Origin of the sequence: Sphingobacterium detergens (genome assembly GCF_003610355.1) — a bacterium.
Classification (GTDB): domain Bacteria; phylum Bacteroidota; class Bacteroidia; order Sphingobacteriales; family Sphingobacteriaceae; genus Sphingobacterium; species Sphingobacterium detergens.
The window spans coordinates 2280978-2294339 of sequence record NZ_RAPY01000001.1 but is presented as its reverse complement, the minus strand read 5'-3'; the positions used below and the strand labels follow the sequence as shown (position 1 = coordinate 2294339).

General features: G+C 47.0%; 8 protein-coding genes. 3 read left to right on the top strand and 5 right to left on the bottom strand.

Annotated features, from left to right (window positions below; all coding sequences use genetic code 11):
* Nucleotides 1-44: 44 nt before the first annotated feature.
* Nucleotides 45-1649, bottom strand: coding sequence for a coiled-coil domain-containing protein (locus DFQ12_RS09830; protein ID WP_120258749.1), 1605 nt, complete (start codon nucleotides 1647-1649; stop codon nucleotides 45-47).
* A 799-nt stretch (nucleotides 1650-2448) separates the two neighbouring features.
* On the opposite strand from DFQ12_RS09830, the gene DFQ12_RS09825 reads away from it, so the two are divergent.
* The gene (locus tag DFQ12_RS09825) at nucleotides 2449-2640 is read left to right on the top strand and encodes a pinensin family lanthipeptide (protein WP_120258748.1); all 192 of its coding nucleotides are present in this window, start codon (nucleotides 2449-2451) and stop codon (nucleotides 2638-2640) included.
* A 48-nt stretch (nucleotides 2641-2688) separates the two neighbouring features.
* Here DFQ12_RS09825 and DFQ12_RS09820 read toward each other — a convergent pair whose 3' ends face one another.
* Genes DFQ12_RS09820 through DFQ12_RS09805 form a run of 4 tightly spaced genes read right to left on the bottom strand, consistent with a single transcriptional unit; the run spans nucleotide 2689 to nucleotide 10398 of the window.
* Entirely contained in the window at nucleotides 2689-4635 is a 1947-nt protein-coding gene (locus DFQ12_RS09820) for a lanthionine synthetase LanC family protein (protein WP_120258747.1), read from the bottom strand.
* The gene (locus DFQ12_RS09815) at nucleotides 4632-5477 is read right to left on the bottom strand and encodes a thiopeptide-type bacteriocin biosynthesis protein (protein WP_167457235.1); all 846 of its coding nucleotides are present in this window, start codon (nucleotides 5475-5477) and stop codon (nucleotides 4632-4634) included. Before DFQ12_RS09815 ends, DFQ12_RS09820 begins: the two co-directional genes overlap by 4 nt.
* A gap of 8 nt (nucleotides 5478-5485) precedes the next feature.
* On the bottom strand, nucleotides 5486-8161 hold the full coding sequence (locus tag DFQ12_RS09810) for a lantibiotic dehydratase (RefSeq protein ID WP_120258745.1): 2676 nt from the start codon (nucleotides 8159-8161) through the stop codon (nucleotides 5486-5488).
* A gap of 32 nt (nucleotides 8162-8193) precedes the next feature.
* Nucleotides 8194-10398 (bottom strand): peptidase domain-containing ABC transporter, encoded by a 2205-nt coding sequence (locus tag DFQ12_RS09805; RefSeq protein WP_120258744.1) that lies wholly within the window; start codon nucleotides 10396-10398, stop codon nucleotides 8194-8196.
* Between the two features lie 86 nt (nucleotides 10399-10484).
* Between DFQ12_RS09805 and DFQ12_RS09800 the strand changes: the two genes are divergently transcribed.
* Both DFQ12_RS09800 and DFQ12_RS09795 read left to right on the top strand, forming a co-directional pair.
* Nucleotides 10485-11915, top strand: a complete 1431-nt coding sequence (locus tag DFQ12_RS09800; protein ID WP_120258743.1) for an ABC transporter permease subunit — start codon at nucleotides 10485-10487, stop codon at nucleotides 11913-11915.
* On the top strand, nucleotides 11912-13345 hold the full coding sequence (locus DFQ12_RS09795; protein ID WP_120258742.1) for a DUF3526 domain-containing protein: 1434 nt from the start codon (nucleotides 11912-11914) through the stop codon (nucleotides 13343-13345). Before DFQ12_RS09800 ends, DFQ12_RS09795 begins: the two co-directional genes overlap by 4 nt.
* Nucleotides 13346-13362 lie beyond the last annotated feature (17 nt).

The following is a 13362-nucleotide window of genomic DNA, read 5'->3' as shown; positions in this document are numbered from 1 at the left end:
AAGTTATTTTTGTAGCAGATGATAAAAGCGGTTCTCCGATCTGCTTATTTGGCTGGGGTTTCTTTGTTGACCTTTCCAAAATTATAGGAAATCCCAAAGAAATGGCCAAAAGTAAATTTGTCGTTTGTGGGGACAGTACCGCTTGTTCCCAGATCGTAACTGACTGAACCGTCGGTTTTGTAATCGCCCATGATGCTGGAAGTCCGGCCCATACTCAGACCGCCCTGAAGGATAATGCGCTCTTCCTTACCTAAAATAACACCTATTCCGGTCAAAAGCTGAAATTTTTGATTGGTTGTAAATAACGCGCCCAGACTCAATGTTGGACGCACCCAATCCGCACTGCGCAGGGAAAGATTGACCGTCGATCCAAAGCCAAAATCATAATTTCCTTTTTTCTTATCCCAAATGGTTTGATTTGCGCCTGTGCCTCTGATCTCATACTCCTTGTCCATTAATGAGGAAATAAACACACCGGCGCTGACGTCAATTTTGACGCCGCCTTTTACCCAGATGTTGTAGGTATATTTATCCAAGGAGGGGGTAGCTTTATTACGGGCATAACGCTCCACGGTCACTTCGACGGCATCGATATTTTTGCCGTTGATATCCACGGGCAGCAGGTAGTTGTGAAGTTTAAGCTGCTGCATTTCGTTTACCTTTTCTTTGATCTTGTCCGAAACGGGCTGGATATTTTTAAGCGTTTCTCCATAGATTTTCTTGGTTTCGTCAAACTGGTTGGCTTCATTGCTGATTTCTTGGCTGCTGCTGATCACCGATGCAAAGGCGGTCAAAAAATCGCTTCTCTTAGTTGAAAAGCTATCCGCTTGAAGAAAATCTTCGGCAGCGATCTTCCCTATATATTTGTTCAGCTCCAGGTCCAGGTCATTGAACTTTTGGCTGAGTATGCTGATCGCTGTTTTAATATTTTCGATATCATCGCTTTCTTTTTTTGCCGTGCCAAGCCGCGTTGTACCCAAAAAATTATTGAATTTAACCGTATTGACAAAAGTGGTGGAATAAGCCGAACGCGATAGATAAATAGCTTCCAATTGTTTTTTTAATTTATCACGATCTGCAATCAATGAGTCAATTTGAAGCTTCTTTTGCATGATCTGCATATCTATAATAAGATTTTTGTTTTGCGCATCTTTATTTTTCGTATCGGCTGACTTTTGCCCTAAAAGCTCTTTGATTTCATTGTTTACGCTGTCGATTTTCGCCTCCGTTTCCTTGATTTGTTGATCAGTGATAGCGGCTTGTGTATCTTTTGGCGGGACTGGGACAGCTTTGCCACTGAGGATTTTTCCGATACTGTCCAATGGATTGGGACCGCTGTTTTCAAAGAGATTGACCAATCTGTGATTGATTACATAGGTATACTTGTAGGGATTTGCGTTAATCAGATTGAAGGCTAAGGGCTCACGGCTCCGTATATCCAGTCTGGTTGAAGGACGATGGCCGCGTTTATCTGGCTTGGCTGTAGTGTCACCACGCTGTTTATCTTGTTTGGCTAAAGTGTCGCTGCTCGTAAGCGAATTTCGGGAAGGACTGCCCAAGTCCAATGTGAAAACTTTTGTGGCAACTTGGCCCAGGACAGGAGCGGTAAAGCTCAGTGCCAATGCGGTTAATAGGAGTTGTCTTTTCATATGGATCCGTTTATTATGGTTAACATCATTTCATTGGATTAATGACAATTGAAATCAATAACTCCAAGTGCCATCTGCTGGCCTATGGTATGGCGTAATATCGTGTCGGCTAATTAGTTTCAAGATAGTATAAAATTGGATGGTGGTCAATCACTAGTTCTAGTGATTTTTATAAAAACAGTCTGTTCTTTGGGCCTCGGATGAGGTTGGATAGACAGTAATTTTCGATTTCATCCGGATAGTGGACTGACCGGTTAGCGAGGGAGACTTTTTATGCAGGAATCAAAGTCAAATAGGATAGCAAACAGGAGCCTTTCCACCAATGTCAATGCGCTTAGCGCGCAAAGAGCACAAAAGTCAACAACCGATAAACACCGATCAGGTTCCACTCCAGATCTTTGGTTCATTGGTTTAATAGTGATCTTACTTTGTATGGGCTGGAAATTTCGAAAATTTTTTAAAACCTTCCTGCCCTGAAAATGGTTCTTCAATTACCTTAGGCAGGTTAGATTATTGTATTTTTTATAGGCTAGGTGTTGATTCCCTAGCCTATTTTATTTTATATACTTTCATTGGCAGATACCTATTGCTGCTAAATATCAACATGCCTGAGTTCAGTTCATGCCTAAAAAACCAACCTTATTAATTTAAAGCAAGCGCCATGGTGTTCAAAGGGAAATAAATTAATTTAAAAACTTCTTGCAACTATGTTGCAATAATTATAACTTAGTACTGTTGCAACCGGGGATAAGCTGAAAACCCGTTATCACAGTAGGCATTACAATTAAACTTAGTAGTCATGAAAGATTCAGTAGAAAAAATCAAATTAAATCTGGAGGATCTCCAATTAGAAAGTTTTGTAACAAGTATCGATAGCGAGGTGGCAAAACGCCTCTCTGGTGGTTTGGGAAATGTGTCCGAACCAACACATACCGAGCCTACAGATGATCATCATAACCCGCCGGTCAGATGTACTACGGTAATCTGCTAATGCAATGATAAGGATTGGGAAGTCAGGTCGCGTACCTGACTTTCTTGTTTATACATCCACGGTGGTCAGTATACCACTTTCAAATAGCAGTCGGATCTGCGCGGATATGTGGGCCTTTAGGGAATGATCCGCATCCAGTTCCCCGATCATGGATCTCAGTTTGTTGCTGACCTGATCACATAATAAGGCTCCTGTTAGCGGTGTATTTTCCACCTGTTGTACAATCAGCATACTGATCAACCCAATGTAGCTGCTGCTGACACCCCATTCGTCAGCTATAAATAGGACGGCCAGCTTATCTGAAGGGAGTGCCAGAGCTCCCCGTAGCGCTTCGTCAAGGAGATATAAGCTGACGTGGTCGGCCAGCATAAGGGAATGCGGGCTTAGGTCCAGCATTTTTCCATCCGTTAGCTGCTGGATCTTACTTTTGATATAGGCATTTTTCTTGCTGTAACACAGATGGCCTTTATGTTGTTTCCACAGCTTATTTTGGGTCTGCTCCAGTGCAAAAACAGCCTGCAAGCTAGGGGCTGGATCAGCCTGAAGGAGCTGTTCCGTCAAGCTGTTTTCAAAATCATGGAGACCGTTCTCCTGATCAAGGATCTTGCGCATGGCAGGTTGCTCCTCCAGCTGTTGTAGGGTCAGGGGGTAGTACTTTTTCAAAAGCCCCCGCTGAAGGTCCCTAAGGTTTAGCTTGATTGCTTGTTGTATTGATTTATGAGGAGGCGGGAGGCTCGGGCAGAAGATAGAAGACATATCGCTGTCGAGCAGCTGCAGGATACTGTAGCCAATTCCGGCCGCGCCGGAAAGCAGCCCATAGTCGTCACGGCCAGCAGAGATATAGCTGTTGTAACTGCCGGTAGTCTGGTACTGCAGCTGCGCTTTATCAATGACATGCAGGAGCAGTTCACCGCTGTATTCCTGTGCGGTATGTGGATAGTCGCGCATAAAGGACAGCAGACCGGCATATCCGCTGCAGACGGTATAGTCCTGCCGGTCAGCCCGAAGGATAGTCGTGCTGCATTTTTTGGCGATGTTGCGGCATTGATCCAGGTATACTGTTTTACCCGTTGCCCGCCAGGCTGCGAGCCGGGCCAGACCGATCCCTGCGGCACCATGTGCCCAGGAATTGAGCTCCTGGATATGAGGCAGAAAGTTTTTCAGCTCCCAATGCTGTATATTGGCGGTCTGGAGACGATGACTTCCGAGGCGCAGATCGAGCCAGTTGTCAAAATCGGCATGGAAATATTGCATTTCGTAGAGCAGCGCCTCTTCGGCAAGGTACAATAGGGCCTTATTGTCAAAATATTCGGCTACTTCCAGTAGTATATAAGCGATCCCCGAGGCGCCATGGGAAAATCCGGTCAGGCTATCGTAGGCGGATTTGGATTGGTTGTAGTCCCATTTTAAGCCTTTTTCGGATGGACGTGCCTCCGCGACCAGGCGGTCAATCAGCTCTTGGATTAGTTTGATCAGCGCTGGCTCGGGGTGATAATGTTGCAACAGGGTCAGTACAAATAGACTGCCCGAGTAACCGCTGAGCAGATCGGCTTTAATGGTCTGCCGCACAAGTTGATCCTGATAGGTTAGGGCAAGTGCATAGGCCCGGTCAAGATATTGCTGACCGCCGCCAAGTTCGAATAACCGAATATAGGTGTAAATTACTCCCGAAAGTCCTGTAAATAAACCAAAACCCTGCGGGCTGTTCTGCTCCAGATGATCAGAGACAAAATCCATTGTCCGTTGGGCGATATGCAGATCGGCTTGCGATCCGCTATACGAATAACGGGCAAGGAAGAAAAGTGCAATACCGCTATTGCCCTGAAATAGGTCGGTCGTGACCTTAAAATCGTAGGTCGTTTCACTTGTATAATAGGGGCTCAACCAATATAGCCCACTTTGGTGCTGCCGGCAGGCCTGGAGGATATGTTGGGTCACCTGTTCGAGATGTTCGGTCAGCCGTTGCCGCTGGGTACTGTTAAAAAGAGTTGTCATATGGGTTTTTGGGAAGATAAAATAGCCTGTAAAGAATGCCGAAGGCAATAGGAAGCATAGGCTTCATCCAGATTGGACAAGCCTACTCTGTTGTTGTTCATGTGGATCAGGCTCGCACATATAGCAATCTTTTTTTGGGGATGATCCACGGCTGCTAAGTAGCTGCGGAGCAATTGTGTACTCGATGTTAAAAAGACCGTGGTGTCATCAGACTTTTCTTTGCTGTCGAGATCGCTCCAAAGCTGAGCAATAGCAGGTTTGAAAGCGGCTGCTTTATGATTGAAGTTTTTCTCGAACTGGTCTGACCAAAACCGATGCTCCGCCTCGGGATCCTGCAAAGGATCAAACAGGCGGCGTATCCAGCCGGCGATAAAATGATCGAGCAATTGGCACAACTGGGGAATCTCCCAGCCGAGTGCCTTGAGCAGGATCAGCTGCAGGTGTATGGCCTCAGTCGAGGGCGACCCACGCTGTGGTTTTGGGACAACATGGGCTAAAATATAGCGGGAGGAAAGGAAAAAATAATGCTCGGCAAAATGGATCGTGTGGGCATTGCCATAGCGGTCTATTTCGGGTTCGTAAGCAACAACCTTCAGCTTGCATCCCAGTGATGGTACCGACCGGATCTGTTGGTCGAGCGCATCCAGTAGATCGGGCTCCCTAACAGCTGGTACCTGCATCCGCAAACGGATATGGCTTCCTTCATCCCAATAACGGATAAAGAAAAAAGAATCAGCTGATGGTATAAAATAGTCTGCGAGAAAAGGCCTGACAATATGGAGCAGAATCAGGTCTAAACTCACGGCGCTATAAAGGTGTACAGATAACCAATTGTCTCTCATCTTTTTTGTTAATAGTTGTACCATTGGATAAGGTGTTCTTTGACCTGATCCTGTGCTGGGCCTGCTGTCGGATCGAGGGCAGGGAGTACTTCCTCAAGGATAAGGTACTGACCGGCACGAGCCAGTAGCCGAACAAAGAGATCGACCAGAATCGGCTGCTCAAACGAGATATACTGGGGCTTGTAATCGTCAGGCAAAAGTTTTTGTGCTTGATGACCCTTGACGACTTCTTCGATAGCAAAGGACCGTTTCCGTAAAAATAAAAAAACGGCAGCAGGTATGCCTGCATCCACTCGCCAGCTGTTGATGCGTACAAAGTACTGCGCAGCGGTCTCCTTCCCTTGCGGCGCGGGTATAACGCGCCGCTGGATGCACCAAGTTTTGCGCCGGATAATGACTGTTTCGGCATACACAATACGTGGTAGCAGTATCAGGGGCAGGGTGGCCGGATCCTGGGGGAGATATTGTCGGTCGATGCAGTTAATAAAAGGCTGCAGGTAAACTTTGTCATCGCTGTTAAAATGTGCCATCAGCTGATAGAAATTGGAGCGGTTGTAAAAGGATTCCAGACAAAGGTCATAAGCAAATACTTCCTGCTCCCGGTAAAATAAGGACAGAAAGTCTTCGCCTTCGGTATGGCAAACAGATAACTCGTGTACCGGAATCTGTTTCTCTGGGGGGTAATGTCGATGTTCGTCCGAAAGGCTGCATTCCTGAAAGAGCAATGGCGGATGGATGTTGGCGTTAAAGAATGAACCATCGCTCAGCTCGGCTTTCAGCAGGTCGGGATGGAGTCGCTCATTATGACTACGGATACTATCGCTCATGGCTGGGGGGAATAGGTGCAGAAAGCGACCGCTGACTTTTCCCATCCCCGGTAACACGGCATTGATAACCCCAGTAAGGGGGCTCTCCAAAGCCTTATCTCCAGGCTTCGCGTAAAACTGGACGAATACACCACGCGAGTATCCTGTTTTTTGATTGCCATGTTGAGCTGGGGACATCGCGTCGAAAAAATGTGCGTCCAAATCGAGGATGTCCTGACCGGGGACCGCAATTTCTTTGAGCTGCCGGTCAAGGTTTTGAATCCATGGACCGGAATTTGTGGGCTGCGGCGGAGCCGCCTCTTTTTCCTGCTTTTTGACATTGGAATAATAGTCGAAATAGAAATCCAGGATATTGACGCTAGCCCGGACAGGATAATGCTGTTTGAAAAAGGAAAGCATTTTTTCTCTTTCGGGAGCCATGGCCTCCATGGGTCGAAGGTACTGCAGCAGTGCGTCTGTTTTTTCGATAAACTGGCGGACAGCGGCTTCCGAAAGGCTGTCTGTTGTATCGGTGTAACAATCCTCGTAAATAAGCTGTCGTCCTGAAAAATGCAGGGGACCGGGATTTGTTTTTTTGAATGGCGCTGTTGCACCATTGGCAGTAATCGCTGTGGCCGCGGCGCCTGTTTCCCTCTGGAGCTGTTTAAGGGAGCTGTTAACTTCTTTTTCCGCGATTTCCAGCAGCTCTTTCCGTAGCATGACATTGGCCTGCGGGTAGGCCGCCTGAACCGTAGCAAGGCTGTCGAGCAGCCGAATGAGAAGCATCATATCGGGATGCTTGCAGTTTGTCGCGCTTAAAAAATGCTTTAAGGCCTGGCTCCAATGGTGGTCCATCGCCGAAATATCGGTACTTAGCTCCAGAAAACCTGTATCCACCAATTGCATAAGATGTTGTTTTAACTGGTGCCGGTCTGCAGGAGCAACTATAGGTTCCAGCATTTGAATCAACGTGGAAAAAGTCATATTGGAAGTGCCCGCGGTACGCAGCTGTTCTAAAATATAACGTTGCAGCCCCACCGCGGGAAGCTTCTGGAAGGATTCGATATTGTGGTGGTTAAATAGAAAGGACAATTTATTCTCTTCGAGCCGGACGGTATTGTTGAGCCTTACCAGCAGATATTCGTTGAGGACAGGATGCTGATTAAGGATGGATTTAATGTATTCAAATAATCCGTTATGGAGGCGGATGCCGGATCGGATCGACGGTTTTGCACTGTCGAAAATAGCGTTGTGGGTGCCGATAAACTGTGCCTGTCCAGTATAGGTGAAGCTGCTAAATGGCGATGTTTTAAAGGTCATTCGCGTCAGGTAACGGAGCAGGCTAAAGATCAGCCGCCATTCCTTTGGCCCGAAATCTTTGGGATCTTTGCTGATATAGTCGGGGAGCTGGCTGTACAGCACCGGACTGGACAATAGGAGTCCATTTTGCAATAAGGGGTTGCCCGCCAGCTGTTGAAGGTAGCGATGACTGTTGCTCAGATGTTGCTGGTAATGTGTTTCCTGATTGCTTTCGGCAATATTTATAGCTGTTATCAGATCAAATAGTTTGCGCAGTTGTGCCTGTAATGCGGGCGGCAACAATGGGTTACAGTCTGCGAATAATTGAACACCAACGGTTTTATTGTTGTAGATCACCCGTTTGAGCCGAATCAGATTGATACGTTCGGTATCACCTGGCGCAGTTTGCACCAATTCGTACAGGCTATCGCAGATGGCCGTCTGCAGCAGCGAACGCTCATGCTGCATGTGATTTATACGCTGTAGCCGCTGCTCCAGATCTGCAAAGTGAAATGGGGCAAAAGCGGCGACGGGCAAACTCGCATAGCGGACGAGGGAATAGGGAAGGATTTCAATCATGATGCATGGATTTAATAAAGTTGTAATAGCGATCAATTTGTTAACTCAAGCTGATTTTTGATCAGTTCGTAGTAGCTGCCTTTTTTTTTGATCAACTCTTGGTGCGTGCCTTGTTCGACAAGGGTGCCTTGATCGAGCACAATAATCTGATGGGCATTTTTCACGGTGCTGAGGCGGTGTGCCACGATCAAGACCGTCTTTTCCTCAAAAAAATGGTTCAGGTTATTGACGATCGTTAACTCATTATGGGCATCAAGTGAATTTGTAGCCTCATCAAGGAAAATATAGGGTGGATTGCGGTAGATCATCCTTGCGATCAGGAGGCGTTGTTTTTGACCACTGCTCAGCCCATAGCCGTCCCGGCCTATAATGGTTTGGTAGCCGAAGGGCATGGTTTGGATGAAATGGTGCATATTGACCAGTTGTGCGACCTCCTGCAAGCGTCTTTCGTCCTTGACTGATGCACCGGCGTAAATATTGTTGGCGATGGTATCCATAAAGATGTAGCCATCTTGCATAACAACACCACAACGGGCACGCCAGGCCTTGGCATGCAGTTGGTCGAGTGGGGTATTGCCGATTATGATTGATCCCGGATCGGTCCGATAAAATTTGAGCAGTAGCTTGATCAGTGTTGTCTTGCCGCTGCCGCTAGTGCCCACTATGGCTGTGATCTTGCCGGCTGGAATATGGAGGTTGACATCCTTGAGGACTGCTTCGCTGTTGGCGGTATCGTACCGAAAAGTTAAATTGTTGACATGGATAGGCTGCGGACTGGCGGCGATAGGCTGGCTGGGGATATCCTGATCTTCAGCGGCCTCCTGATGTACCTCCGCCATACGCTGCAGGCTGAATTTGGTGTTCTGAGAGACTCGGGCAAATTCAATCAATTGGGTCACGGGGCCATTTAACTGCCCGCAGATATAGGTGATGGCCAGCATACCGCCCAGAGTTACCTGTCCCTCAATGACGAGCATCGCTGCCGCATAGGTGATCAGTACATTTTTGATCTCGTTGAGAAAAAAGCCGACGCCCTGCATGAGCTGGTCCAATTGCAGGGACTCCATTTTCAAACCGTAGGACTGATCTTGGATGCTGGCCCAGAGTTGCTGTTTCTCCTGTTCGCTACCCGTCAGCTTGATCTCCTGCATCGCATAAAAGATTTCCAGCAATAGCTGCTGATTGGCGGAGAGTACTTTAAACTTACGTTGGTCGATCAACTTTCTTTTATGTTGGAAGGAATTGGACCAGAGCACACTCAGCAGTGCACCGATCAGAAAGATGGCAAAAATCTGCCAGTTGTAGTAAAAAAGAACACCTCCAAAAACCAGCAAGGTGATGGCGGATAGCATAAAATTGATCAGGGAATTGGTCAGAAAATCTTCGACACGCTGATTGTCATTGATACGTTGCATATTGTCGCCGGCCTGCCTGTTGTCAAAAAAAGAAAACGGAAGTTCCATCAGTTTGGCGAGAAACTCCTTGAGCATCTTGATGCTCGTCCGGGCGCCGATAGCAAACAGGAGTCTCGCCCGAAGGTAATCCATGAGCATTTTGCCACAGAATAACATCAGCTGCCCCAGGCAAATTAGCAGCAGCAGATGGGTGTTTTTATAGGCGATGCCTTTGTCTACCGTGAGCTGTGTCAAAAAGGGAACTGAAAGGGAGATCAGACTGGCAATCAGTAAGCTGATACCGATGGGGATCAGTTTTTTGCGGTGGTCTTTGAGCAGGGGCAGCAAGGACCAAACAGATGCAGACGGATCAGCGATGCTGGCTTGGGATTCAAAATCAGGGCTCGTTTCAAGCAACAATGCCCGGCCGACAGCTGTACCTGCGGCAGTCTCCCAGGAGCGTAGGAAATCCATTGTTTTGATCTTCACTTTACTGTTCATTGCCGGATCTGCAAGGTAGGCATACTTGGCTGTGATCCGATAAAGTACCACATAATGCTCACGCTCCCAATGCAGGATGCAGGGTAGAGGAGCCTGTTGGCTCAGTACCTGATAGGATAATGATGCCGACAGTGTTTTGAAACCAAGCTGCTGTGCGGCCTCAGCCAGCTGATGAAAACTGGTGCCCTGCTTGCCGATGCGGCACAAACTTCGAAAATGGGACAATGGAAATGTTTTTCCGAAATATTTTGTGATGATCTTGAGGCAGGTAGGACCACAATCCATGGCGTCGGGCTGCTTGTAAAATGGAAATCTTCGCTTTGGTCGAAAGGACAGGATCATATACCAACAGTTTAAATAAGTTTTAATGCATCAAAGTTGCAAATATTATTATTTATTTGCAACTTTGATGCATTAATTAATTTACGATGAATAAGTCCCTATCCCTTAGCTTTAGCTTGATCAAAAAAGAATTTCAAGTTGCTTACCGCGACCGGACGATCTTTATTTTTACCTGTATCGTATTTGTATTGCTGACTTTAAGTGGTCTTTTGGGGATATTGCAATATCAGCAGGATGCGCAGGACCGACAGGAGAGCAACAAAAAATTTAGCAGCGAGCTGCGGACATTCCACGCAGATGCGCATGATGTGGCCCATTATGGTACTTACCTTTTCAAGCCTTTGAGTCCACTGACGGTTTTTGATCCTGGGCTCAATGATTATTTCGGTACGAGCTATCGGGTGGAGGCGCATGTGCAGCATGAAGTCGATTACAGCAATGCGGAGGGGACAGATGCACAATTACGTTTTGGAAGCCTGACATTGACCTTGATCTTGCAGGTATTGCTTCCCTTTCTCTACCTGACGATGTGCTGCACGATGCTGACACAGGAGCGCGAGCAGGGCACCCTAAAGATGCTACTGACGCATGGCTCCAGTCTTTCCAGACTACTGTGGTCGAAAATCATCGCGTATTATATGTTTGCAATACTCTGGTTGCTACCTGTCTTTACGGGTATGCTGGTATTATTATGTTTATTTGACGCTGGGCATCTGTTGCTGGGCAGATTTGGCTTTATGATGCTGGCTTATCTGGTCTTTTATTTTTCCCTGACCCTAATTGCTGCGCTAATTTCTTTGTACTGTCGTTCGTCGCGTTCGGCTATACAGCTCGCGATGGGAATTTGGCTTTTGGGAGCGATTGTGCTGCCAAAAATCGGAGCGACATGGATTGATCAGCGCTACCCTTTGTCCTCAAGGGCCGAATTTAATAATCAGGTCCGACAGGGCTATCTTAAAGGGATCCATGGGGAAGGGGACAGTAGATCCCGTGCAGAGAAATACCTCGAACAGCTGTGTAGCCAATATGGAGTCAAAAAATTAGCGGAACTGCCTCTGAACGTCGATGGTCTGGTCTTGCAGTATAATGAGGATTATCAGCAAAAAGTATTTGACTATTACTATGCTAACGTGGAAAAGATAATTGATCAACAGCAACAAAGCCTATCTGCTATGGGACTGTTGAACCCCTTTACGGCATTGAAAAGGTTGTCCATGACGCTGTCGGGAACAGATTTTTTTCACCATCAGCTGTTCTTCCAGCAGGCCAGGGATTATCGAAATACCTTTATTCGCCGACTCAACAATGAAGTTGCTAAAAAAACGAAACAACCGGAACTGCATAAGGTCTTGACAGAGGCGCCGGCCGCACTGTTCCCCGCTTTTCACTATCCTTTTCCGAAGCTAGTCGTTCTGCTGTGGCGGGAGGGTATCCCTCTTTTTGGGCTCCTGATCTGGCCATGTGTCCTGACCCTTGTGTTAGGCTTCCGTCTGAAATTTTTTAAAAAAAGGCTATGAATCTCCTTAAACTTATATTTCGATTCGAATGGAAGCAGTTTATTGCACAGCCCCTGCAACTTGCTTTACTATTTTTCTTCATTTTGCTTGGGGGATACAGCCTGTACACAGGTGGGCATTTTGTCGAGCAGCAGCTTAGGGGGCTCGATACCCTCCAAAGGAATCAGCAGCGGCAATTCGCTGAGTTGATACAGCGGTTTGACAGTGATACCAGTACCATAGAAGGGAAAAATTTGGCTATTCAGGCGGGACTACCGCAGGTCATCGAATACCGGGCATCACCAATCGCTACCAATCCCCCGTCAGCACTGGCGCTGATGGCAATCGGACAACGGGATATCCTGCCATTCTATGATGTAGTCAATAGTAAAAGGGACTTTTTTACGCCTCCAAATACCGCTATAGCCAATCCCGAAAAATTGGCTGCAGGCAATTTTGATTTATCTTTTGTGCTGGTCTATTTGATCCCGCTGCTGATTATTGTGCTTTCCTATGACTTATTTTCCCGGGAGAAAGAACAACAGACGGATCGCTTGCTGCGCCTACATGGAGGAAGTCTGCGACGCATTCTTTTCTATAAATTACTCTTTAGGCTCGGGTTGCTTTGGCTGCTGCTAACGGCATTCAACAGTATCGGTTTTATGCTGACGCCTGCGGCTATACCAAAAGATGGCGTTGATTTTCTGCTCTGGAACCTGGCGACTCTAATTTATCTGTTGTTTTGGTTTGTGCTGGCCTGGATGGTCGTCCTCCGTGGAAGCTCATCCCGCAAAAGTGTACTACTGCTCATGGGCATCTGGCTGGGACTGACGATTGTGCTGCCTGCGCTCTGCAATCGGCTGGTCGCACTAAAACAGCCTTTGCCACTACGGACGGAATTGGTGTCCAAACAACGGGCGACGATGCTCGAGACTTGGGAGATGCCTATACCTCAGATTGTTGAGCAATTTTATAACAATAATCTGCAATATGTGCCGTTGCGGCGACCCACAGATACCGCACAATATGGAAATAAAAGATTTGTAGCTTACTATGATCTGCTGGGGCGAAGAATGGATAAAAATATCCGTGCATACCAGCAAGAAGCACAGCTGCATCAGCGCTGGCTGGATAGGACCAGCTGGCTCAATCCTGTCACCCAGATGCAGTCCCTGCTCAATGAAATTGCCCAAACGGGATTGGGCGACTACCTGCATTATCAGGGGGATGTCGCTCGATTTCAGCACCACTGGGTGCTGCATATGAATGGCTTTTTGCTGCGGGATGCCAAACTTTCGAAAGAAGACCTAAAGCACCTTCCACAATTTTCTCCATCTACTGATCCGGGAAGAATAAGCTCCATTGCCTGGAAAATAGCTGGCATACTGTTCCTCACCTTAGCTATCTGGGCTGTAGCAGGGAAAATGCGACCGATGGAAAAGAAATACTAACAACGAATCATATCAAA